Annotated in this window: 14 protein-coding genes and 1 pseudogene; 4 read left to right on the top strand and 11 right to left on the bottom strand. The window is 40.2% G+C overall.

Annotated elements, in window-relative coordinates:
* Positions 1 to 96: 96 nt before the first annotated feature.
* Positions 97 to 858, bottom strand: coding sequence for an N-acetylmuramoyl-L-alanine amidase (locus tag VF06_RS13200; RefSeq protein ID WP_099066339.1), 762 nt, complete (start codon positions 856 to 858; stop codon positions 97 to 99).
* A gap of 178 nt (positions 859 to 1,036) precedes the next feature.
* Here VF06_RS13200 and VF06_RS43375 point away from each other — a divergent pair, with 178 nt between their 5' ends.
* A complete protein-coding gene (locus VF06_RS43375) occupies positions 1,037 to 1,864 on the top strand; it encodes a Uma2 family endonuclease (RefSeq protein WP_099066340.1) in 828 nt (275 codons plus the stop codon).
* 46 nt (positions 1,865 to 1,910) lie between these two features.
* On the opposite strand, the gene VF06_RS13190 is transcribed toward VF06_RS43375, so the two are convergent.
* From VF06_RS13190 to VF06_RS13180, 3 genes are all read right to left on the bottom strand, one after another.
* The gene (locus VF06_RS13190; protein WP_099066341.1) at positions 1,911 to 3,326 is read right to left on the bottom strand and encodes a PAS domain-containing sensor histidine kinase; all 1,416 of its coding nucleotides are present in this window, start codon (positions 3,324 to 3,326) and stop codon (positions 1,911 to 1,913) included.
* Between the two features lie 439 nt (positions 3,327 to 3,765).
* On the bottom strand, positions 3,766 to 6,765 hold the full coding sequence (gene pgmB / locus VF06_RS13185; RefSeq protein WP_099066342.1) for a beta-phosphoglucomutase: 3,000 nt from the start codon (positions 6,763 to 6,765) through the stop codon (positions 3,766 to 3,768).
* A 240-nt stretch (positions 6,766 to 7,005) separates the two neighbouring features.
* Entirely contained in the window at positions 7,006 to 9,426 is a 2,421-nt protein-coding gene (locus tag VF06_RS13180; protein ID WP_099066343.1) for a sucrose synthase, read from the bottom strand.
* 590 nt (positions 9,427 to 10,016) lie between these two features.
* Here VF06_RS13180 and VF06_RS13175 point away from each other — a divergent pair.
* A complete protein-coding gene (locus VF06_RS13175) occupies positions 10,017 to 10,268 on the top strand; it encodes a HetP family heterocyst commitment protein (RefSeq protein ID WP_099066344.1) in 252 nt (83 codons plus the stop codon).
* Positions 10,269 to 10,379: 111 nt separating this feature from the next.
* On the opposite strand, the gene VF06_RS13170 is transcribed toward VF06_RS13175, so the two are convergent.
* Together VF06_RS13170 and VF06_RS13160 are read right to left on the bottom strand one after the other, a co-directional pair.
* A complete protein-coding gene (locus VF06_RS13170) occupies positions 10,380 to 10,763 on the bottom strand; it encodes a protein tyrosine phosphatase family protein (RefSeq protein ID WP_099066345.1) in 384 nt (127 codons plus the stop codon).
* A 305-nt stretch (positions 10,764 to 11,068) separates the two neighbouring features.
* Complete coding sequence (locus tag VF06_RS13160) at positions 11,069 to 14,944, bottom strand: PAS domain S-box protein (protein ID WP_099073089.1); 3,876 nt, start codon at positions 14,942 to 14,944, stop codon at positions 11,069 to 11,071.
* Positions 14,945 to 16,169: 1,225 nt separating this feature from the next.
* Between VF06_RS13160 and VF06_RS13155 the strand changes: the two genes are divergently transcribed.
* Entirely contained in the window at positions 16,170 to 16,421 is a 252-nt protein-coding gene (locus VF06_RS13155; protein WP_099072629.1) for a hypothetical protein, read from the top strand.
* A gap of 467 nt (positions 16,422 to 16,888) precedes the next feature.
* On the opposite strand, the gene VF06_RS13150 is transcribed toward VF06_RS13155, so the two are convergent.
* On the bottom strand, positions 16,889 to 17,122 hold the full coding sequence (locus VF06_RS13150; RefSeq protein ID WP_099072628.1) for a DUF4327 family protein: 234 nt from the start codon (positions 17,120 to 17,122) through the stop codon (positions 16,889 to 16,891).
* A 505-nt stretch (positions 17,123 to 17,627) separates the two neighbouring features.
* On the opposite strand from VF06_RS13150, the gene VF06_RS13145 reads away from it, so the two are divergent.
* Positions 17,628 to 18,860, top strand: a complete 1,233-nt coding sequence (locus VF06_RS13145; RefSeq protein ID WP_099072627.1) for a cysteine desulfurase-like protein — start codon at positions 17,628 to 17,630, stop codon at positions 18,858 to 18,860.
* Between the two features lie 102 nt (positions 18,861 to 18,962).
* On the opposite strand, the gene VF06_RS13140 is transcribed toward VF06_RS13145, so the two are convergent.
* The 4 genes and pseudogenes from VF06_RS13140 to VF06_RS40690 all read right to left on the bottom strand — a co-directional run.
* A complete protein-coding gene (locus tag VF06_RS13140; protein WP_099072626.1) occupies positions 18,963 to 20,726 on the bottom strand; it encodes a Rieske (2Fe-2S) protein in 1,764 nt (587 codons plus the stop codon).
* 238 nt (positions 20,727 to 20,964) lie between these two features.
* Positions 20,965 to 22,206, bottom strand: a complete 1,242-nt coding sequence (locus VF06_RS13135; RefSeq protein WP_099072625.1) for a molybdopterin molybdotransferase MoeA — start codon at positions 22,204 to 22,206, stop codon at positions 20,965 to 20,967.
* Positions 22,207 to 22,320: 114 nt separating this feature from the next.
* A complete protein-coding gene (locus VF06_RS13130) occupies positions 22,321 to 23,598 on the bottom strand; it encodes a sensor histidine kinase (protein WP_099072624.1) in 1,278 nt (425 codons plus the stop codon).
* Positions 23,599 to 23,601: 3 nt separating this feature from the next.
* A pseudogene (locus tag VF06_RS40690) lies at positions 23,602 to 23,786 on the bottom strand (hypothetical protein); the annotation flags it as partial.

The raw sequence follows: 23,786 nt of genomic DNA, 5'->3' as shown, positions 1-23,786 counted from the left end.
TAGAGAAGGACGCTTACCCCTCGTAACTAATGCGATAAACTACTACTGCGAACCGTCAACATTCTTCTATGGAAATCTTCTTTTACTTGAAAATACCTAAGATTTCTCTATAACTTTGCTATATCCAGCAAAAACAAAATGTTCGTCTCGATTTCCTTTACTTTTATCAGGCCACTTCACCCAATAATGATTTTCTTCAAAACGAACGTCTAAAACTGGGTAATCTCCTGGCTCGATATCAACTAGAGATTCTTTTGGCAAATCTGAACTCTGTTCTGTGGAAGGTTTAAGAACAGTTTTGGTTGTAATTTCTAAAAGGTATTTTTTATCATGTTTAACATGAACTTCGTCTGATTCACCAATTAATCCATCTTTAATTGCTTCAGCCATTTTTTCGGCATCAAAGATACCCATATCTTTTTGGGAATCACAAAAACAGCATTCAATTAAAATAGCTGGCATTTGTGTATTTTTCAAAACAAAGAAACCTGTATTTTTCACTCCTCTGTTATAAAAACCAAGTTTCACAATTTCTTTGAGAACTGATTGAGCAATACCTTGTGATGCATTGCTAATGGCATAAATTTCTGTGCCATTAGCTTGAGTGTTGAATTTATTGAAGTGAATCGAAACAAAAATATTAACATTGTTGGCATTTGCCTTATTAGCTCTTTGTCTCAAAGAATCCGTAACACTGCTAGCACTAGTAGGAGTGCAATCAATAGCAGTATGACCTGCTGCTTTGAGTTTTTGAATTAAATATGTACCAACTGCTTTAGTTAAAGTATCTTCTTGTTTAATGCCTGTTGCTCCTGTATCTGGAGGACAATTGTGTCCCATATCAATACCAAATTTCATAGGATTAATCTCCTGGTTATATATCTCCCTACAGTGTATTAATTATTCAGCTAAACGCAATGGTATGTCAGTGAGAAAAAGTGAGTACTTACTGTAAAAATTTGTAACGATTAACGTAATCATCTGTTATAAAACAGAAATCTCATAAGTCTAACCTATAAATAAACCAAGCTGACTAATGACGGCAGAAGAGGCACTAAATTTAGTGGATAGCCTTTTATGCTCTACGTTTGGGCAAAGGCTCAATGATGTTCAATGTGCGGTATTTCTAGAAAGCTGGCTAGGACGTACCTATGCGGAAATCGCGGTGCAGATAAGTTATGAACACGACTATATTAAACAAATTGGTTGCCAGTTGTGGCGATCGCTATCTGAGTTATTTGGTCGAGAAGTATGTAAAAAAAATATCCAAACTGTTTTACGTTCTTACCACCAGTCTTCCAATAGTCAACAAAGTTCAAAAAAAGATACCAATAATTTAGAGTTTCTAGCTGCAAATGAATCGACACGCTATGAAATAATGAATGGAGAACTTTTTGTAACTCCCACTCGTCACCGCCGCCATCAACAAGTTTGTTTGAAAATTGCTCGATCCCTGGATATTTGGTCTGAATTTAGTAGTTTAGGCGAAACAATTTTAGCTCCAGGAATGCTATTTTCTCCAGTAGATAGCGTCATCCCGGATGTAGTTTGGGTAAGTCGAGCAAGACTAGCACAAATTGAAGACGAAGCCGGACATTTCACAGGCGCACCAGAGTTAGTAATAGAAGTTTTATCGCCTGGTAAACAAAATGAACTTCAAGACAAAAAAGCCAAATTAAAACTGTATTCAGTTTCCGGTGTACGTGAGTATTGGATTGTCGATCGCTTTACTCAAAAAATTGAAGTTTATCGCCGAAAAAAAGCACAATTAATTTTAGTTGCAACTTTATTAGATGACGAAAAAATTACATCGCCATTGTTACCTGGATTTTCTTGTTCTATCCGTTTCTTTTTTCCCGAATAAAGAAAAAGTGTCAACAATCAACAATCAACAAATACTTAGAAGTCCTTTATTCTTGCACATCCTCTGTGGTTAGATTTTCGCGTACCTCTGCATAAGTATTGTGAACATTACTTGCAAATGGCACAATAACTCTAAAAGTAGTTCCTACATTAATTGCACTTTTGACAGTAATCTCACCGCCGTGCAAATCTACAGCTTTTTTGACAATAGATAACCCTAATCCTAGCCCTGGAATGTTGCCGGTATTAGTGGCGCGATGGAAAGGTTCAAAAATATGTTTGATATCAGCACTAGGAATACCAATACCAAAATCTTGAATTTCAAATATAGCCCCATCGTTGGTGGTAGTAACAAAAAAATTAATTTGACTACCAATAGGAGAGTACTTTAAAGAGTTGGAAAATAAATTATTTAATATTTGTCGCAGCAGTTGAGCATCGAAGTTAGCTTGAGTACTTTGGGATTCATAGCTAAAAGTGATGGCATGTTGAGAACCATCATATTGTTTTAATTGTTTGAATAAATATTGGCAAAATTCTGCTAAATTCAATGGTCTGGGATTAAACCCTAATTTACTCATTTCATCTTGATTCAGCACTAATACATCATCTAATAGTTGAGTCATATGCATTACAGATTTTTGAATGCGACGCAGGTGAGTATTTTGTCGCTCCTCAGTCCATCGATGGCGATAATATTCTAGTAATTCCGCAGAAGAATGGATAGCAGCTAGAGGTGTGCGAAATTCATGGGAAGTAGTAGTCAGCAGACGCGATTTAAGCTCACTCAGTTGCCTTTCTTTGGCAAGTGCTTGTCGCATAGCCTCTTCTGCCCATTCTAGCTTTGCTTGGATTCGTTTGCTTTCGCTAATGTCCCGCAATAGCCAGCGTAGACCGACTAACTCACCTTGTTGATTACGCACAGCAGCTACCTTCACTGCAACAATAATCGGTGTTTTCTCATGGGGTCGCAGGTATACTTCCCATTCTTGGGTTTTCCATTCTGGAATTTGGCGATGTCTACGACGGGCTACGCCTACGCCCAGATGAATTAGTTTCAGATGAAAAGCAATCAACTCTTTCTCAAAGGTAAAATTTTCCAATAATTTACCCACTAATAAACTTTTGGAAATATTAAACAAATTACTAGCAGCAGAATTAGCTTCCTGAATTATCCCTTGTGTATCAGTTACCAAATAAGCATCTGGCACTTCCTCAAAAAGTTCTTGATAGCGTTGATGTTCTACTACCAAAGCTTGTTGAGCATTAGATAATTCTTTATTTTGTTGCTGTAGATTTTCATTAGCTATTTGCAGCCCTTCCAAAGCTAAATAGACTTCTTCAAATACTGCGGTAACGAGTTCAATGTTTTGTTCTACTTTTTGCTGTTCACTTTTACTTTGCAAAATGCCGACGCGTTTACGTATATTTTGTATCTGTAGGGCTAAATCGTCCAAATTCACGTTTTTTGCTCCTATTCGATATCTCAAGTTGGGTTTCCTTTCAGATTCCTTCTTTGGACGATTTTAGCTTTTGAAATTTATATAAATATTAGTTTTGAATTATCAGTTGTAATTATCAGTTATAAAGCTGTTAATTGATTACTTTTAACCGCATAGCAGAGCTAATATCAAGTCTGGTTGAAAACTTATCATTTAGGGGGACATTGGTGTCAACTTAACGTAAAACCCTTGTAAAGACGTGAGATTCAAGGGCGTACAGCCGTACACCCCTACCCATCTATCTGTATTAGGTATTTCGTGAAATGGTATCACTACCCACTCTTGTCCATTGATTGTTAAGTGTGAACCGTCAACAGTCAACGCATTAACTGAAATAATTTATTTTTTGGAGTTCCCCCAAGCCTTGTTCTTGAATTTTGAATTGGTATCACTCTGTGGGCTATTTTTTGGAGTTATGTAATTGACTTCGTATATCTGCCCATTTAACTCCTGCTAGGCTGGGGAGAACAACATGAGCAGCTCCAACTCGTTCAACTGGGCCAATACCTACCGCCCACATTCCAGCAGCTAGAGCCGCTTCAATACCAGCTGCTGCATCTTCTACAACTACAGATTGTGCTGGTTCGGTTCCTAGCAGCTTAGCTGCATAGAGGAATAAATCGGGTGCTGGCTTGGGTTGCTTAACGCTATAACCGTCAGCGATCGCATCTACTTTATCAGCAATACCCAATCGCTCGATCACTGTACGGGCATTTTTGCTCGCTGAACCAATGGCTATTTTAATTCCAGCTTGCCGCAGTTCATCCAAAAGGGCGATGGCTCCTGGTAACAAATCATCACAGGTCATATTTTTCAGCAATTCCACATAGTAGCGATTCTTGCGCTCCATCATTTCCTGGATTTGTTCTTCTGAATACCGTCTATTCCCAATAATCAGCATTAGGGAAGCACGACGGGATACACCCCGTAGCGCTTCATTCGCCACCCGATTAAAGGGTATACCTTCTTCATCCGCTAGCTTCTGCCAAGCTTGATAATGAAGTTCTGCTGTATCTGTCAGCACTCCATCTAAATCAAAAATGACTCCTTGGATGTTGGGATTGGGCGTTGCGGATTGGGGATTGGGCATTGGGGATTGGGCATTGGGTATTGCGGATTGGACATTAGTTATTCCCCTTGTCTCCTTGTCCCCTTGTCCCCTTGTCTCCTCATCTCCCCATACCCCATGCCCTATGCCCACTTCCCCACATAAATCAAAGTCGTACCATAACCCTTGCCAGTGCAATTTAAACTTCAAGCGCGTCCAGTTAGCGGGCAAATGGGGGTTGGCTACGGGACGATTTTCCTTAAATTGGATACCACCAAAGCCAAAAATCACGGCTTGCCAAACGCCGCCAGCAGTAGCGCCATGAATTCCATCGGCGGTGTTTCCTCGGTTATCTTCAAGATCTACCATTGCTGCTTGCATAAACAATTTGTAAGCTTCGGTGGATATATTCAAATCTGAGGCTAAGATGGCGTGAACTGCGGGGCCGAGGGAGGAACCATAGGTGATGTCTGTGCGGGGTGCGTAGTAATCCCAATTTGTTTGCAATGCTTTTTGACTGTAGGGAAAATCCAGGTATCCTCGCATTAAATAAAGCAGCATTAATACATCTGGCTGTTTGAGTACTTGATATTTGTTAGTTTTCTCAATACCCAAGATTGCTTGCATGGAGCGATCGCGGTCTTGATAATCTGCTAAATTAATATCTTCTAATTGAAAAAATCCCTCGAACTGCTCGATTAATTCTGTTGATGAATCGTAAAACAATAAGATTTTGGCAATAATGTCTTGCCAGTGATTTTGTCGCTCTGAAGAAAGTTGCAGTTTGTCTTCTAATTCCCTGGTTCGTTGTGGGTATTTGTGAGCCAGCCAATCATAAACTGCCATCGCTTTTTCCAGATGCCATTGCACCATCCGGTTTGTAAAAGTATTGTTGTGGACAAATTCATGGTATTCATCCGTTCCAATTACTCCCCGAATTTCATACTTTTGCGATTCAGAATTGAATTCTACCCGGCTACTCCAAAAAATGGCGGCATCTAAAATAATCTCTGCACCATATTTTTCCATCCATTCATCGTCACCAGTGGCTTGCCAGTAATTCCAAACAGCATAGGGTATATCTGCGTTAATATGAATTTCGCGATCGCGACACCAAATTCGCACATCTTCGCCATAAAAATCAGTGGGAAGCGACCAACGGGGTGTGACTTCATCTCCGGTAGCAGCACTCTCCCAAGAAAACATCGCTCCTTTATAGCCGTAGTGAGATGCTTTGCGTCTAGCTCCTGGTAAAGTGTGCCAACGGTAACTCAGTAAATTTCTGGCGATGGTCGGTTGGGTAAACAGAAAAAACGGCAGCATAAAAATTTCTGTATCCCAAAAAATATGACCGCGATAGCCAAATCCTGAAAGAGTTTTCGCCGGAATACTGACTTTATCATCATGCTGTGGGCCAGCAATCAGCAGCTCAAACAAATTGTAGCGAACAGCAAAAGCCGCCGTGCCATCTCCCTCAATTACAATATCGCATTGTTGCCAAACCTCCTGCCATGCCTGTTCGCTGGCTTTTAGTAATTTTGCATAGTCTGGTAGGTACGCGAGTTTTTCTTTAGCTGCTGCAACTGGTGTTTCAACTTCCCGCGACGTAAAAATTGTCACGAATTTTTCCACCGTTACAATTTGTTGTGCTTTCGCTAAAAAAGTCATGCTGAGGGTGGGATAACCAGGTGCAGTACTGACTTGCAACGATGCTTGTGCCCCTGATATCGTCATTTTAGCTGCGATACCCAATTCAATTTGGGAGTTGCGAGTGCGGCGTTGCAACCAAATTCCTTCGTCAGTCTTTCCTTGGTCTAGTCCTACCCAGTGATTAAAACCCTGATTTTCCGTATACCCATTTATGCTTCCCTGAACTTCAATTACCCCATCAAAATCCACTGGTGTGAGCTGACATCGTTGTGCTAACACGTGCTGGTCTGCAAAACTGACAAAGCGTTCAAAGTAAAAGTCTATGGTTTTTCCACTGGGAGAACGCCAACGCACAGAACGGCCTAAAAGTCCTTGACGCAGATTTAGGCTTCGCTCATACTGCAATATTTCACCTTGGTCGAGACGAAAGCGTTCCCCATTGACCATCACTACCAAGGGTAACCAGTCAGGGCAATTAACTAGCTCAGTGTACACCACCGGCACATCATCATAAACACCGTGGATAAAAGTAGTCGGCAATGCACTGGGGTAACCTTCCTCAAAACTACCCCTTGTTCCCAGATATCCATTACCGATAGTAAAGACAGTTTCTTTGGAGTGTAATTGATCGGGGTCAAACTGGGTTTCGGTTAATATCCAGTCTGTGTAGATAAAATGGCGAGAACGACCTTTTGTTTCCATGTTGACTGGTGAGTGGTGACTGGGGACTGGGCATCGGGCATGGGGCATCGGGCATGGGGCATCGAGAAATAAGTTTGAACCTTGAGGTTTTGAACTGGAACCTTGAACCTTTGAACTTTAACTTTGAGCCTCTGAAGCTCAAAACTTTCAGTTTTAAATCTCCCTTATCCTCTTCCATGCCCCATGCCCCATGAAGGCAGTTGCTCCACTTGGGGAGACCCCAAGACCGCACTGCCTCCCCTATGCCCTATGCCTACTAAGATGTTTTTCTAAAATCTTTTCGGCTCTTGGTTTATAGATCAGGTGAAATAAAGTTTCCATGTAACGATCTCTGGCTTCGTTATTTTCTGGAGCAATAAAGTTCCAAAAACTAAATATTTTCGTCAGCAGTAATAATTGATTAGTATGTGAATGCCATGTATATCTATGATGAATTCGCTGAGTCATCCATTCTGAAACTTCTTGCCAGTGTTGGGGATGAAGTTCGCATTTTTCCAGGAAGTCTAAAATTTTATTTGCTGTTCCTTCTAAATCTGTAGGATTAATATTAAATCCATCTTCTTGATTTTCAATAATTTCTAAAGAGCCGCCAAATTCAGTTGCAAAAGTTGGTAAGCCAGAAATCATGGCTTCTAAAATACACCTGCCGAAGGATTCAAAACGGGCAAATTGTACATAAATGCCCTGGCAATCTGCGATTACTCTATAGGCTTCGCCGAGGTCGCGGCTGGGAAGACGCATTGCTAACCAACGAATCTTGCCGTGCAGTTGATATTGATTAATAATTTCGTGGAGTTTTTTAATTTCTCCTGCTTCTTCTGGATTTGTCGCTTCATCTGAATGTAGTTTACTAGCTAAGAGAATCAGGTTGCAACGTTCTTGCAACGCCTGACTTTTACCGAAGCATTCAACTAAACCAGTGAGATTTTTAATGGAAGTGAAAGTAGCGAGGGCAAAAATGGGTCGCTTCTGAAGATTATCTAAATAACCAAATATTTGGGGATGTTCGCTACTAAAAAGTAGTTCGTGGATTTGTGTGGAAAGTTGCGGTTCTCGGTGTAATTTTTGACTGTAGGGGAAGAAAATATTTTCATTGACTCCCGGCGGTACAAAGTTAAATTTAGGACTAAATAAATCAATGCCATCAACTACGTGATACAGTTGTGGCATAGTAAACCACTTATATGACTCATACTGACCTATGGTGTCGGGGGTGCCGACAATTTCTTGATAGGACGATGTGATGATGAAGTCAGCTGCATTCATGCTAATTAAATCGGCGGTAAATTGTGCCGAAAAGTGATATTTTTCTTCTAAATCTTGCCAATATAAATTACTAAATAGATATTTCGGTTTTTCTAGGGAATGAGCAATGTTACACTGGGTAACTTTCAGGCTATGGGATAAAAGAAAAGCTACTAAGTTACCATCGCTGTAGTTACCAATTATCAGATTGGGTTTACCTTGGAATTGAGTTAGTAATTCTTTTTGAGCGTCGGCGGCAAATGTTTCTAAATATGGCCAAATTTCAAATTTGGAAATCCAATTGTTGGTAATTTCTGGATTGAATTCCGCAAAAGGAACTCGCAATATCCAAGTGTTTTGGGTATCTTCAACTTTTTCTAAGCGCAGGTTACAACATGTTCCTTCACAGTTAGGAATTAATCTAGTGAGAATAATTACATGGGGTTTAATTCCTAAAAAATCCAAACCAGCGAGTTTGATTTCTTCATGAAGTTTCTTGTCTAAACTGCGGGCTTGTTCCAAGACATAAATCACTTGACCAAATGTCTCATCTCTTCCCAAGACATCTTCTTGTCCAACCCAGCCGTGTATGGAAATCAAAACTATGCGAAATACGGCGGGGACACGGGCGACAAATGTTTCTAGAATTGCGGGTTCTGGCGAGTAAATTAGTCGATCAAAAAGTTCTAAAGTTTCTCGGACTCGTCTTACAGTATTACCCCAACCCGGTTCAAAGCCGAGTTGTTGCAGCTGGGAGTGAAATTTTTCATAGGGTTCATCTGGGGGTTGCTGACTCAGGAATTTGATGGCTAGCTTAATTTGTTTAGCTAGCTGTATACCTGAGGTAATGCGATCGCCAATTAGCAGTTCAATTCCTTCGTAACTAATTTTGTCTAAAGCTAAATACAAAAGTTCTAGCCAATGTTGGGGGTCAGTCAATAATTGACTGGAAAGATAACGGTTGAGAAAACCTAAGCCTTGACCGATATTTCTGGGGTCATCGATTCTGGGAGAATCTTGGTAAAAAGGATGGAGGTCGATTTCTAGGATGCGATCTTGGTAGCGGTTCACCAAGCGATCGCTCACATCTAATAACGCTTGGGGTGTCCTCTGCTCAAAGCTATTAAAGTCAGCTGTCAATTGCCAAACTTCTTGGCTAGCAATCCGGGGACGAACAACAAACCAACTACATTCATTGTCTAAAATTATTTCATGGGTGTAGTGTATGATTTTCCCCACAGAAGAAGAGTGATAAAAGTAAGCTGGTTTTTGCCATTGCTGACAGTAGTCAGCAAAAATTTGCAAAATCTCATTCCTCAGGAAGTAGCGCTTACCAGAAGCACTCAAAATATCTATCAACTGACGTAGAACAGTTTTTTCTTCACTGTTCAATACAGCTTGAAATAATTCATACATGACCAAATTCCAGAGATTTAACTAATTCAGAACTTGATTTTTTCTCCTCTACCTGCAATTTGTTCTCTTGATAGTTCTGGAAGACACATTATTACTATAATGGTAGATAAATAGGACTACTGCTGCTTCTAGCTGTGGTATGAAAGAATGAAGATAGATACAAACTTCTAGAATCAAAAAATACAAATTTTTTTGATTAAAAAAACTGCCAAATTGGCTAAAGCAGACGCAAATACATATTATTCTAGATGTGTATAACTTCTCAATCAGGCATAACTGTAACAATCCTAAATGAGTTGTAAACAACATTTATTGTTTATCATCTTCTCCCAAAAGTAAGTTAACAAATCAAATAGGAATGTTATACAGAGATAGAGTTTTCCTTAGTAATTGAGGACTGGTTTGAAACTCTGCGGGTTGAAGTCTGGTATATTCTTGATTCAACGAGCTTACTTACCAAAGACACTAGACGCTATCTAAAATCAAAAGCCAAATTTTTTATTGACGAATCAAGACCCTTGAACCAGACCAAATTGCTGAGTAATCACTATCGAATAACACTGTTTTAGTAAGTTACACCAGGGTTAACCATGAACTACCAAATTTCTTCCTCTCAAAAAAACTTTCAAAAAGCCATGAGTCCAGAACAATTAGAGCAGGTAATTGCAGCAATTACCGATGGTCGATATTCCTGGGCCTGTGTGCTGATTTTGCGTTTCATTGGTTACAATCCACTTCATTTTATTCCCCAAAGAACTTACAGCCGTTTAATCAAAGAAAATTACAGTCGTTTAATCGAAGAAAATAACTATATTGCCAATTCCTCTGTGTCTAAACACTAGGATAAATTCCTAATTTGGAATTACTTTAGGCAATGATTAAGTAGAGCTTGCTGAATCAGGACAAAATTCCGATATTTCCAATTTTTCAGGCTATCACTGTATAAAATTAAGCTAAATTAAACCTAAATTAATAACTTTTTGCAGCGCTTTATCAAAAGCTATGCCTTGTTTTAAGGCAATATATAGCAATACTATAGTGGCTGAGCGAATTGAATTATCACAATGAATCAACGTCGGTTTTGGTAATTCAGCAATTCTCTGAAATATTTCCAGCATGACTACATCATTAATATCTTGAGCTTTGAAAGGTAGGTTTAGATAGTACAATCCCAACAGCTCAATTTTTTCCTTTTCATTAGCTAACAAACCTGTTTCATCAGGTAAACGCAAATTCACTACAGACTTATAACCTTCATCAGCTATTTGTTTTAGCTGAACTAACGTAATTTGTCCAGCGATCGCTAACTCATCATTAATCTTCCTAACAATATTCATCGGGAGTATCCCAACTTTGGCAATATCTTACCCACACACCCACATTAAAACAACAATTTGAGGAAGTTGTGAGTGAAGTAGAGAGATGAGGTAATACGGTTCGCATAAGCAGTAGATTAAGGGGTAAGGGATAAAGGATGTATTTGAAACCTTTCCCCTTTTCCCCTTTCCCCTTTCCCCTTTTCCCCTTTCCCCTTTCCCCTTTTCCCTTTCCCCTTTCCCCTTTCCCCTTTCCCCTTTAACCGAACCCTATTGCCTCCCCATCCTCTTCCCAGTCATCAGTCAACAAATCTTAACCTAAATTCTCAATTTCTAAATATTTGGTCTAATATTTTCAACAATTCTTTTGCTGTGTACGGTTTTGATAAAACTGCTTGCACCTTGGTATCAGCAGCTTCAGTCAACATTTCCATTGAATTCAAACCGCTACAGGCAATAATTTTAACTTCTTTGTTCATTTTTTGTAAGGTGCGAATAGCGATGATACCATCCATTTCTGGCATCATGATATCCATTAATACAGCTTTAATTTGATGCTTGTACTGGGCATAAAGGGCAATGGCTTCAATGCCTGTACTGGCAGCGAGCATTTTGTAATTGTGATTTTCGAGGATGATTTGAGCAATTTCACGAATTTGAGGTTCGTCATCTACAACTAAAATTAATTCTCCCTGTCCTGTATGTGCTTCTAAATTTTCTACATTCAGTACTTCCGTTGCTTGCACCGCTGGTAAAAAAACTCGAAATTTGCTACCTTTACCAACTCGGCTGGATACTTTAATAAAACCACCGTGGCTTTTAACAATCCCAAGTGCAGTTGAAAGTCCTAGCCCAGTCCCTGTATTAACGCCTTTTGTAGTAAAAAATGGCTCAAAAATTTTATCTAATATTTCTGGCGGTATGCCTATTCCATTATCGGTAATAGTAATCACAATATAATTACCAACTTTGGCATCAAGATTCATTTTTGTATAAGTTTCATCAAGAAACTGATTGGTTGCAGAAATAGCAATAATGCCGCCATCTGGGAGAGCATCACGAGCATTTACTATGAGATTCATCAATACTTGATGTAGTTGTGTGGTGTCTCCAGTCACAGCCCAAATATCTTCTGCAATGCTTGTGGAAAATTCAATGGATTTAGGAAATGTTTGCTGAGTGATTTGGATAATTTCTGAAATCAAATACTCAACTTGGATAATTCTGCGCTCTCCTTGAAATCCTCGCGTAAAGGATAAGACTTGCTTGACTAATGTCGCCCCGCGTCTAGCGTTGCTTTCTACAAGTGTCATTAGTTGTTGACAACGCTCTTCCTCTTGAAACAATTTGTTTTGTAACAATTGAGATGCAGCTAAAATTGGCGTCAATATATTATTCAAGTCGTGGGCAATGCCGCCTGCAAGAGTACCAACGCTTTCCAATCGCTGGGTACGAAAAAACTGTTCTTGGAGTTGTTTTTTTTCTGTAATATCTGTGTCAACACAGAGGATAGATTTGGGTTTACCGTTTCCATCCTGCATTAATGTCCAACGGCTTTCAACGACAATTTTCTTACCAGATTTGGTAATTTTATTTAACTCACCTTGCCAACAACCTTTTTCAATTACACTTTTTAGGGGCACTTCTAATTGCGTTTGAGTTTCTGGTGCAAACAAAATCTCTCTAGAGTCTTTTTCCAGCACCTCTTTTGAGAGCCAACCGTAGATCCGCTCTGCACCTTTATTCCAAAATAATATTTGGAATTGGAAATCTCTGACTAATATGGCATCGGTGGCAATATCAAGTAGAGCCGCTTGTTCGGAGATTTTTTGTTCGTTGAGTTTGCGATCGGTGATATCTCTGTTTGTACCGATGGTTCGTATCGGCTCGCCGATTTCGTTGTAGTATACCTGGCTCGTACAGTTTAACCAGTGTATACTGCCATCAGGCCAGACGACTCGATACTCTATGGTTCCTCTTCCTTCTTCAAGAACGCGAGTTATACATGTAACCACAGATTCTCGGTCTTCTGGATGGATTAAATTTAGATACTCTTCAAAGCTGGGACATGGGCTACCGGAGGGCAAACCATAAAGTAGTCCCATATTGGCAGACCAAATAACGGTGTTGGCTTTGAGGTTCCTGTCCCAGATGCCCATGTGGGCAGTTTCTAGAGCTAAATTCAATCGCGCTTCACTTTCGCGCAGTGATTCTTCCGCGAGTTTGCGCTCTGTGATATCTTCGGCGATACCGCTGTAGTAGTTAATTTTTCCTTCGTCATCGCACACAGAAAAGCCCCGATTCCAAATCCAGCGTAAGGAGCCATCAAGTTGGAAAATTCGATATTCTGCTGAAGCCGACTGATTTTTCAGCAGTTGTTCTATGAATTGGCTGGCGCATTGGCGATCGTCTGGATAAACCGTATCTATCCAAAACTCTGGTTGCTCAAACAAAATCTCACAAGAACGACCCCAAATTTTTTCATAAGCAGGACTAATGTACAAAGGTTTCAATGAATTAGCGCTAGCAATCCAAATCACTGCTTCGGTATTTTCGGCGAAATAGCGGAATTTCTCTTCACTTTGGCGCAGTGCTTCTTCGGCAATTTGGCGATCGCGCATTGCTGCTTGCTGTTCGGTAATGTCTCTCCCTACCCCTTGAATTTCAACAATTTCTCCTTCTTCGTTTCTAATCCCAATACTCTTCCATTGAAACCAGCGAATACCGTTAACAGTAAATGCACGTCGCTCACCAGTTGTCAATACACAAGAGGAAGATATTAAACTTGTGATATTTTCCTTGGCTTGCGGTAAGTCATCTGGATGAAGAAAGTCAACAATCGACTGAGTACGAAACTCATCTGCCCTCCAACCAAAGGTTTGACAAGCAGCCGCATTGGCAAAGGTTACCTGCCCTTGCAAATCAATGCGAATAATAATGTCCGTTTGGCTTTCTACCAGTTGGCGATAGAGGTTTTCACTTTGCCTTAATGCCTCTTCCATCCGTTGGCGTTGCCCAATTTCTTTTTGCAACAGTGCGTTAGACAACACAAGTTCTGCTGTTCGTTCCGCCACTCGTGCTTCTAACTGATTGTGAGCTTGGCGCAGTGCTTCTTTTGCTTGTTGCCGTTCGGTAATATTGCAAAGTAACCACCGCCAGCCAATTTGCTCGTTTTGTGAGTCGTAAATCGCAGTCACTTTAATCCTAGCCAGGAAAGGTTTCTTTTTCTGTGGTTTGAGGTTTATTTCCCACTCCTGCACCTGCTGGCAATTTTTCAATCGGGTGCTAAAGATCTGGCGGTCTTCCTGAGCAACAAACAATACTAAAGGTTTGTTTAACAAATATTCTTGGGGCATAGCCAGCAACGTTGCTGCCGTCTGATTAACCTCTTGGATAACACCTGCTGTATTAGTTACCAAGTAACCATCTGGAGCAAACTCAAACAAATCTTGGTAACGCCGCCGCTCTAATTCTATGATCTCGCGAGCAGTCAGCAGTTCTTCATTTTGTTGCCGCAGTTCCTCTTGTGTCGTCCGAAATTCTTCTAGGGCTTGCTGAAGTTGTTGATTAACTTGGATAATTTCACGAGATTGTGCTTCAACCCATAGTTTCAAGTAATTTTGAGTTTGGTAGCGCATTTGGTCTATTTCAACTTGCTCATTAGCTTGGGTAAACTCATCTGTGGGTTTTTGGAAACATTGTTGCAATCCTTCAACAACCCCAGCCATTTTGACTAAATCAAACGCTTGTAGCAAGTCAGCCTCACCGATGATTCCTACCAATTGTCCATCATCATCTAAAACTGGCAAATGGTGAATTTGACGGTGGCGGAACAGCGATAAGACCATGAAAATATCTTGAGCATCTGATTCTCTCAGGGTAACAACTGGCTGCCTCATCACCTCGGCCATTGTTGTCTTCGATAAATCAATTGCAGAAGCTATGAGTCTGACTACATCTTGTTGTGTAAAAATACCTAATAATTTTCCTGCTTCCATAACCAAGACACAATCAGTTAGCGATCGCTCTTGTAGCCTGAAATCCCATGATATATAACTAGACTGTGCATATTTATGACATCTTTCCTGATTCATTAAGACAATAGCTTCGACTACATAATTATCAGGATTAATCGTTATGGGAGTACGATTAATAACATGATATAAGGTAGGTAAATCAATCAGCCGCTCGTTGAATTGCATAGTTAATCAGTCAATTCTAATTATCTTGTTGATAATAGGACGAACTAGCAGAAGCTAGCATAAATAAAAGTCGGTAAAATCTTGCAAATCAATAATTTTTGTCTTGAAATAAGCAAGTAATTAACGATTTTGATAAGTATGCCCTGTAAATTTCACTAAACGAATACAGGAAAAACAGCACAATATAGTAACTAAGCCAGGAACGCCAAGTAGAGAGAAGATAGAATTTCAGAGTAGACAAACTCATTCTATTGTCAAATTCAATATAGATGAGCTGTTATTTAAAGAGATTACCTTATTTAACGGGCTTGTAGTATTACGTAGAATCAAATTTTGGCAATTAATAATAGCATTCGAGGCATGAAATACCGCTCCAGTAAGGAATTGGAGGAAAATATGGGAAGACAAATAAAATTGTAAATAAAGAAGTCACCAGCGCGTGTAAGCTTCGGATTCTTTCAAGGAGTACCGATCGTTACTTTCCTATTCCATAAGGTAGAGAATTAGACTACACAAATTCAGCACCAACTTAGTAGAATGGCGCAAAAAAAACCGAAGTATGTAAATGAAAGTCAAGTTCATTGAAAAGTTGATTTTTTTGTTATGAAATAAATATTTTTCCTTATGCTGCACCAAGGGGTACGGTATTTCGCTAAGACTATCAGAACATCGATAAAAACGGGAAATTTAAATAATCTATCCTAATTTGAGAAAAGAATGTGACAGATACACGCGCCTGTCTCCGAACAAGTCGGGGAACCCCAAGACCACAGTCAATACTTGTCGGGTTTTGGGGAAAAGGCGAAGGAGAAAGAAAAAACCTTTACCCTTTAACCCCTTCGGGGTTCGCCAGTCGCTCATGGGGGAAACCCCCAAGACCGCGCTGGCTCACCTTTTCCCAAAACCAAATTCCGAGTTGAAAATGCACAAAGCGCGAGCAGTATTGAGACCACAGTGGCTCCTGTTAACTGTGAACCGTCAACAGTCAACAATCCATAGAAAAATTTCAGGATTTTAGAAGAAAATAGTTCAATATCCTGGGGTGATTACTCAATAAATATGTATAAATATTATAAAAATAATAAGTATTTTAAATTTCCTCACAACTTCCTCACATTCTGAGACTATAGTCAAAATATAGACAAATTAGTTTAAGTAATTACGGCTTTATCAACTGGCTGCCTGGATTTGCAATAACACTTTTATTAACAGGATTTGACAAAATATGAATTACTGTCCTTGCTGTTCCGGATTACTTTTAGAACATCTACGTGGTAGAGAAACTTACTGGTTCTGTCGCCGCTGTTGGCAAGAAATGCCTGTTTATGAGCAGAATCAAGTGAGTTCGTTTGCAGAGACAGTCATGGAAAAATTACCTAATAAACTACAAAAAGCAGAACATACTAATACATTTGGCTACGCAAGGCAACGGCGATCCATTAGTGGATGGATTGGATTACAAGAGTTACCTGCCTAATACAACTTATCTGATTTAAGATAGGTATAATTTCTTAGTATGTATTTCAGTAATGAATTGATAGAAAATGTTAGGTTATAGTCTACTTATTAAGTATTACCTGACACAAAACCTTGAAGAAGAATACAGAATACAGAATTCAGAATTCAGCAATCTTGAGGCGACGCTCGGAAACTTTCAATACGGTTCGGTTAAAGGGGAAAGGGGAAAGGTTTCAAATACATCCTTTACCCCTTACCCCTTAACCTTTTCCCAGACCACAAGGGAACTTCATACTGCTTATCCGAACCGTATTGAGTGGCGAGTGGGGGGAAAGAACATTTTCATCCTTGGTGATGTACAAAGTTCATCGGGACTGCCTTGTTTTTTGAAAAAGGTTAAATCCCGAATCAATTTAAAGATTTTTCGTTTTGAAAAGTTAATTTGTAATTTGCTTTTTATTACGGTGTTGCTAATAATATCAGCTTTTAGATGCAACTTCCGTCTTCATCCCAAGATTCATGTTCTAGTAAGTCAATAATTCTATCTCTGAGTAGAAACTCATTTTTTTCTAGCTCAAGTTCAAAATTAATCCAGTCCCGATGAGGAATATATTTACACAGAGTATAAATTTGCTGCTGACGGTTAACAAGTTTCTTTTTAACAAGTTCAAGTGCTTCTTCCTTGATCAGCTTGATGTCATATTTAACCGTAGTTTTCATAGATTGTTCCTTTGTTTTTAATCAAGGAATTACAGTAAAATTCACAATTCAAAATACAAAAATGGCTGAGAAATTAGACCACTGACTTGGGGCGATGGCACAGTTAACCCGTGTTTGCGAGCATTTGGCTTTGCCAACACCAAGGGCGAAGGAAACTTCAAAGAGGCAAACAAGCTTAATAGCTAGTTTTGCAATTTAGCTTGTGTACTTGATTTTCCTTAAAATCTACTCTCAGAATCTAAACAAGACTTGCTTTGACTCTACCTTAAAATTATCAAAAAAATTCAGAAAAATTGTGAAGAATCAAGACATTAATGCTTGTTGGAAACAAGATATGTGAGTAAGATCATCTTTTGTCTTCTAAGTATACCCCTTCAGATAGAGGTTTTTGCAAGGTCAGAAAGCTGGTATGACAAACTGTAAACAAAAAACGATGGACACGTTCTCTGGGCGACTTGCCAAAATATAAGCTAGTGTAAAGAACGTTCTCTAGAGAATTTCTACCATGCTCCTGAATGTTGATAAAGTTCGTCAATATTTTCCTGCCCTGGCTGGTGAATGGACTTTTTTTGATAATGCTGGCGGCTCACAAACTCTGAAAAAAGTAGTAGATAGAATTAGCGAATTTCTCTTAACTTCTGATGTTCAGTTGGGAGCTTCTTATGGAGTTTCACAACTTGCAGGAGAACGATTAGCTTTAGCCACTAGGGGAATAGCTACTTTGATTAATGCCAACTCCCCCCAAGAAGTGGTAATGGGGCCATCTACTACGATGATGTTAAGAGTTTTGTCAATTTGTTTAGGTCAAACCTTCACACCAGGTGATGAAATTATTGTTACTAATTGCGACCATGAGGCGAATATTGGTGCGTGGGTTGCTTTGGAAAAACAAGGAATAAAGATTAAAGTCTGGCAAATTCGTCCAGATACCTTGGAACTTGATTTAGCAGATTTAGAACCATTGATGAATCAGCGCACAAAATTAGTAGCCTTAACTCATGCTTCTAATGTTTTAGGAACTATCAACCCTATTAAAGAAATTGCTGCATTTGTACGCGATCGCCATGCTATGATTTGCGTCGATGGTGTTGCTTATGCACCACACAGATTGATTGATGTCCAAGATTTAGATGTTGATTTTTATACTCTAAGTTTTTATAAAGTTTACGGGTCACATCATGCTTTACTTTATGGTAAAAAAGAACATTTATTAAGATTACCTGGGCTGAACCATTATTTTATTTCCCAAACAGATATACCTTATAAATTTCAACTAGGAAATGTCAATTTTGAATTAAGTTATGGCATGTTGGGTTTATGTGATTATCTCAGCGAACTAGCACAAATTCACTACGATAATCAAACTGCAACGGATTTGAGAAATCAAATGGTGCAGGCATTTGATTTAATTAGCATACATGAAGAAGAGATTAGCGATCGCCTCCTAAATTACCTCAACAGTAAGCCTAATGTCCGAATCATCGGTCAACCAAAAGCCGACCGCAATTCCCGCGTTCCGACTATATCTTTCGTCGTCGATGGCATCCATAGTTCAACAATTCCGCCAAAAATTGACAAACATTATATTGGAATTCGCTACGGAGACTTTTATGCTAAACGGTTAATTGAATATTTAGGTTTAGCATCCAAAGGTGGAATTGTGAGGGTGAGTATGGTGCATTACAACACCCTTGAGGAAGTTAATCGGTTAATTGAGGCTTTTGAACAGGTGTTTTAATATTTGGAAAGGGGAGATTAAAAGTGATGATTGTTGACTGTTGACTGATACCAAATTTTTAATCCAAAATCCAAAATCCAAAATTTAAAATCTCAAACTCCCTCAACTTTCCTCAAATAATCGCTCGCCCCGATGTAATCGATAAGCAATTTGATAAGTTTGCCCTTGCGATCGCATTGTGGGAGAATGGGCTGCTAAATACCGAGAAGCTGCCACTAACACGTGAATACCAGCCTGACTATCACCCAATAGAGAATACTGGCGAAAGGCGGCTTCAATTTCTTGAATTACATGAAAATTACGATTTTCTCGCAACATCATTTTCCCCAACATGGCCATGAGTCTTTCAGCAGCACCACCACTATATAAATAACTAGCGACTAATTTACCTGTCTGGTTTACTTGCTGTTGACGATTTAATAAATCTGGTAGCTGCTGGAGTAGTTCTTCAGGATTTTCTACAACATCTTTAGGTTCTGGTAGCCGTGCTGGCGGTACATTCAAAAAACGATTTAAGTACACACTCATGGCTGCATCAAACACACCTCTAAGTAATTCCACTGTTGTAACTCTTCGTAAGCCTTGATGCACGGCGTTAGCAAAAGTAAATGGATGATGGGCAGAATCCCAATCTCCAAAGTCATTATTGGTATTGAAACGAGCTACACGCAGCGCTGCTGTATAGGTAACTACCCTTGCTAACTGTTCTTCAGTACAACCAGTTTGGAGTGCATTTAGCAACGAATCGGCGATCGCTTGGGGGTCTTCACCTAATAAAATTGGTACTAATTCATCCCAGTTAGACCAAGTTCCCTGTAGAGATTTCCCCGCAGTTAAAACCGAGGGTAATTGCTCGAAAGCCGACTCTAAAATGGCTACCAAATCTACAGGATAGCGCCAGGAATTAGATTCTTCCATCCTAGATGCATCCGCTAAACCCGAAACTAAGCTAGCGAGAATCGATTCTGCTTTTTGCCAATTCACAGCATCAAGGGCTTCTAGCGCTTTGTTAATAAAATCAACGGTATGCCCAATGTCAAGATAGCGATGGTCTGTAGCAGCACAGAACAACATATCAGCAACTTGGTTGGCATTGGCTCCTGAGCGAATTGCAGATACCAAACATCTTTGAGCAGCTTCACCATCCCGTACTTTAATAAACTGGCGAAACCAGCTTTTTAAAGTCACAAAATCAACTGTAGAGTTGGGTAATGGGTGAACGGGAAACAAAGGCGGCGCACCTGCACTGTCATTGGCTACGGCGGAAAGTCCTTGAAATAAGGCACGGGGTCGATCTTCTTTATCTAAATAAGGTAGTAAATTCATCATGCAGGTGTGGATGGTTAAACCCGTACTCCAACCTGCTTTGTTGTAACGAGTGCCAAATTCTAGCCCGATTTGAAATGCTTCGGCGGGATTTACTGCTAAATCTAAAAGGGCGATGGTTGATTTAGCAATCACTAAAGAAATATTCTGCTCTAAGCCATCTTGGAGACGTTGGCGTTGGTGAGCATCAAGGTTAACTGGAGGTGCTAAATTTACCCAAACTTCACCATCCCGAATTTCTACAGGAAAAGAAGGCACATCATCTGCCCAAGAATCGAAGGTTCCACCACTAGCAACATCGAAGCGGGCATAATGCCAAGGACAGGTAACAATACCATCTTTGCAAGTACTACCGTTTAGCGGAAAGCCCATGTGTGGACAACGGTTATCTATGGCATAGACTCTATTGTCTGAATAAAACAAAACAATGGTATGTTTTTCTTTGTGGACTAACAAACTACCTGCTGCCCGAACATCGGCAAGTTTAGCAACAGGCGTATAATGGTCTTTATTGGTTGGAAGTTCAAATATTTGAGTCATTTAATTAGCACCCAAGTGAAATAAAAAGCTTTACTTCTACTGTGACAAAATTTTGCTGGCTTTGAGGATTTTGAATTCTAATTTTTGTGAATAAAACCTCTGTTTTTGCCAGATAAAGCTGCAAAACAGTGGTCTGTAATTGTGGGGTGGGCATCTTGCCCGCCCAGTTTATATGGCGAGCGAGACGCCAAACCCACAAGAGTTAATTGAATATTTTTTTATTGAAAAATCCTTGATTTTAAGGAATAGTTAACTGTAAAACTTGTACCTCTTGTTGTGGAGAAATTAATTTTTTACCCACAGGAATAACTGCTAAAGCATTGGTTTGAGCGAGATTAATTAAATTCCCAGAACTATGACTACCACTAGCTTTATGAAATTGATAAATTCCATCATTTAGATGTAATTTTCCCCAAAGATAAGTTTCACGCTGACCATCAGATCGCAATTCATCATACGATGGCACTTTTAAAAATATTGGTTCCCAACCTTGCTGAATTCCTGAAAGTTTTTTGATGGCTGGTAGCACAAACCGCCAAAAAGTTACTAATACTGATGCAGGATTTCCTGGTAAGCCAAAGTAGAGGGGAGAGTGGGGAGTGGGGAGGGTGGCGACGGTGAGGGGTTTACCTGGCCTGATATTTACAGCCTGAAAGTGGATTTTGGCTTCTAGTGATTGGAGAATTTTGTCAATGTAATCATAATCTCCCACTGAAACACCACCGGAAGATAGAACTATATCAGCGATCGCAGCGGCATCGGTAATAACTTTCTCAAGGGCCACTGGTTCATCTTTGACAATGCCCAATAGTAATGGTTCCGCCCCACATTCTCTGACTAAAGCAGCCAGCGCATATTGATTAGAATCCACAATTTGCCCTGGTTGCAACGATTGATTAACTGTTACCAACTCATCGCCAGTAGAAAAGATGGCCACGCGGGGACGGCGGTAAACATTTAATTGCGGACACTGGGCTGCTGCTAAAACGGCGATTTCTGGGGCATTTAACTGAATACCGGCTGGTAGTAGTTGTGTTCCAGCTTGGTAAAAAGATGCTTTATGTCTGACAAATTCTTGGGCTTGTGGCGCAGCAAGGATAAAAACGTGGTTTTCTTCCTGACGCGTCTTTTCTTGCATCACAACAGTGTCAGCACCAGCTGGCATAACGGCACCTGTGAAAATCCGCGCCGCTTGCCCTCTGCCAATGATAGATTGAGGCTGATACCCGGCCGGAATTTCTTCAATAATGTCCAAAACTGTTGGTTGTTGGGCGCTGGAGTCTTGCACATCTTCGTATCGGACTGCATACCCATCCATAGCCGAGTTATCCCAATGGGGGAAATCTAGAGGGCTGCTGACTGGTGCTGCCAAAATTCGACTAGCAGCCGCTAATAAATCTACAACTTCTGTATCCCGTTGATTATCCAACGGCTGCACCAAATTTAAGATTATTGCTTGTGCATTGCTGACTGATAGCATAACTAATGGCTTTAGTTTCGTACTCTTAAGTTAATCAGTATAGCGATCGCACACAACAGAACAAACTGATGTACTGATATCGCCCAGTGCCGACCCTGCTAATATTTTTTCAACTCAAACTTTGAGGGGAAGATTAATTTGAAAAATTGAACCTTGACCAACTGTACTTTTAACAGTGATTTGGCCATTGTATCCTTGCACAATTTGTTGAGCGATGGCTAGTCCCAATCCAAAGCCGCCAGTTTGCCGAGATCGAACAGTATCTACACGATAAAAGCGATCGAAAATATGTGGTAAATCAGCAGCCGGAATCCCAATACCATCGTCTTTCACCTGAATTACTGCCCAGTGGGATTGGGTAAAAAGTAGTAATTCTACCTTACCCCCTGCTGGTGTATATTTGAAAGCATTAGTCAACAGATTAATCACCGCTTGTTTGAGCAAATTGGCATCAGCTTCTAACATTACGGGTTGTTCTGGAAATCGTGCATTAAAATTCAGATTTTGAGCAGGAGCCTGAACTGCAAAATCTTCACTCAAGGATTTTAAAATTTCACACAAATCAACGGGTTTTAATATCGTGTCCGTCAGCGAACCATTGTGACGCGACAGAAAAAGCAGATTATTAATCAGCGTACTCATAGATTTAGCAGTTTCGGCAATATTTTGCAACCGCAATCTTTGTTCCGATAAATCTTCCGGTGGCATCAAAGCAACCTGGGCATTACTCAATACCGTAGCCACCGGTGCGCGTAATTCATGAGAAGCATCAGCCGTAAATCGTTGCAATTGCTTATAAGCCCGCAAACTTGGGCGCATCGCCAACCCGCCCAAAAACCAACCCGTAATTCCAATCACACCAAAAGTCACAGGAACCCCCAAAGTTAAAAACAAGCGGGCTTGGTTCAAGCTATTGCGTAAAGAGTTCATGGGAACTGCCGTTTGGAAATAGCCAATTAACTCTTTATCTGACAAAACAGGAAGCGTAACTTGGCGAACCCAAGTGGTTTGAGTAGGATAATCTGAGTTGAGTGCTGTTTGCAGCGTGTGAAATCCTGGTTCAGTCATTAATTGTTGATCGCCAGACGAACCAATAAACTGCACCAGTTGTTTCTTAGAGTTGTACCATCGAGCGTACACCAGCCCACCATTTAACGATGCACCGTTTTCCAGAGAACTTTGTTGCCTGCGCTGATTTTGCCATTGACTTTGATAAAACGAGTATTCAGTTTTAGCAGCAAAAGCCTTGCTTTGTGAAAATACTTCGTCATCAAAAACCCGCAACTGTTCTTCCACACTCAGACAGTAACCCACCCCAGCAAAGGCAAACAAAATTCCACCCATCGACAGGGCAAACCAGTGAGCAAGATTACGGCGGCTATGTTCAAACATTAGTCATTGGGCATTGGGCATTGGGCATTGGGCATTGGGCATTGGGCATTGGGCATTGGGCATTGGGCATTGGGCATGGGAAGAGGACAAGGTAGACAAGGGAGACAAGGTAGCAATCTTTCTCTCCGAAGTTCTGATGGTCGGAAACCTCCGCTCAGACTTCTCTCCTTGTCTCCCTTGTCTCCCCC

Source organism: Nostoc linckia z4, from assembly GCF_002608075.1.
GTDB classification, from domain to species: Bacteria; Cyanobacteriota; Cyanobacteriia; order Cyanobacteriales; family Nostocaceae; genus Nostoc; species Nostoc linckia.
This window is presented reverse-complemented; position numbering and strand designations above follow the sequence as displayed.

What these genes read in the sequence shown, in the direction of transcription:
- VF06_RS13200 (WP_099066339.1), bottom strand. Translation starts at nt 858, where the DNA reads ATGAAATTTGGTATTGATATGGGACACAATTGTCCTCCAGATACAGGA.
- VF06_RS43375 (WP_099066340.1), top strand. Translation starts at nt 1,037, where the DNA reads ATGACGGCAGAAGAGGCACTAAATTTAGTGGATAGCCTTTTATGCTCT.
- pgmB (WP_099066342.1), bottom strand. Translation starts at nt 6,765, where the DNA reads ATGGAAACAAAAGGTCGTTCTCGCCATTTTATCTACACAGACTGGATA.
- VF06_RS13180 (WP_099066343.1), bottom strand. Translation starts at nt 9,426, where the DNA reads ATGTATGAATTATTTCAAGCTGTATTGAACAGTGAAGAAAAAACTGTT.
- VF06_RS13175 (WP_099066344.1), top strand. Translation starts at nt 10,017, where the DNA reads ATGAACTACCAAATTTCTTCCTCTCAAAAAAACTTTCAAAAAGCCATG.
- VF06_RS13170 (WP_099066345.1), bottom strand. Translation starts at nt 10,763, where the DNA reads ATGAATATTGTTAGGAAGATTAATGATGAGTTAGCGATCGCTGGACAA.
- VF06_RS13160 (WP_099073089.1), bottom strand. Translation starts at nt 14,944, where the DNA reads ATGCAATTCAACGAGCGGCTGATTGATTTACCTACCTTATATCATGTT.
- VF06_RS13155 (WP_099072629.1), top strand. Translation starts at nt 16,170, where the DNA reads ATGAATTACTGTCCTTGCTGTTCCGGATTACTTTTAGAACATCTACGT.
- VF06_RS13150 (WP_099072628.1), bottom strand. Translation starts at nt 17,122, where the DNA reads ATGAAAACTACGGTTAAATATGACATCAAGCTGATCAAGGAAGAAGCA.
- VF06_RS13145 (WP_099072627.1), top strand. Translation starts at nt 17,628, where the DNA reads ATGCTCCTGAATGTTGATAAAGTTCGTCAATATTTTCCTGCCCTGGCT.
- VF06_RS13140 (WP_099072626.1), bottom strand. Translation starts at nt 20,726, where the DNA reads ATGACTCAAATATTTGAACTTCCAACCAATAAAGACCATTATACGCCT.
- VF06_RS13135 (WP_099072625.1), bottom strand. Translation starts at nt 22,206, where the DNA reads ATGCTATCAGTCAGCAATGCACAAGCAATAATCTTAAATTTGGTGCAG.
- VF06_RS13130 (WP_099072624.1), bottom strand. Translation starts at nt 23,598, where the DNA reads ATGTTTGAACATAGCCGCCGTAATCTTGCTCACTGGTTTGCCCTGTCG.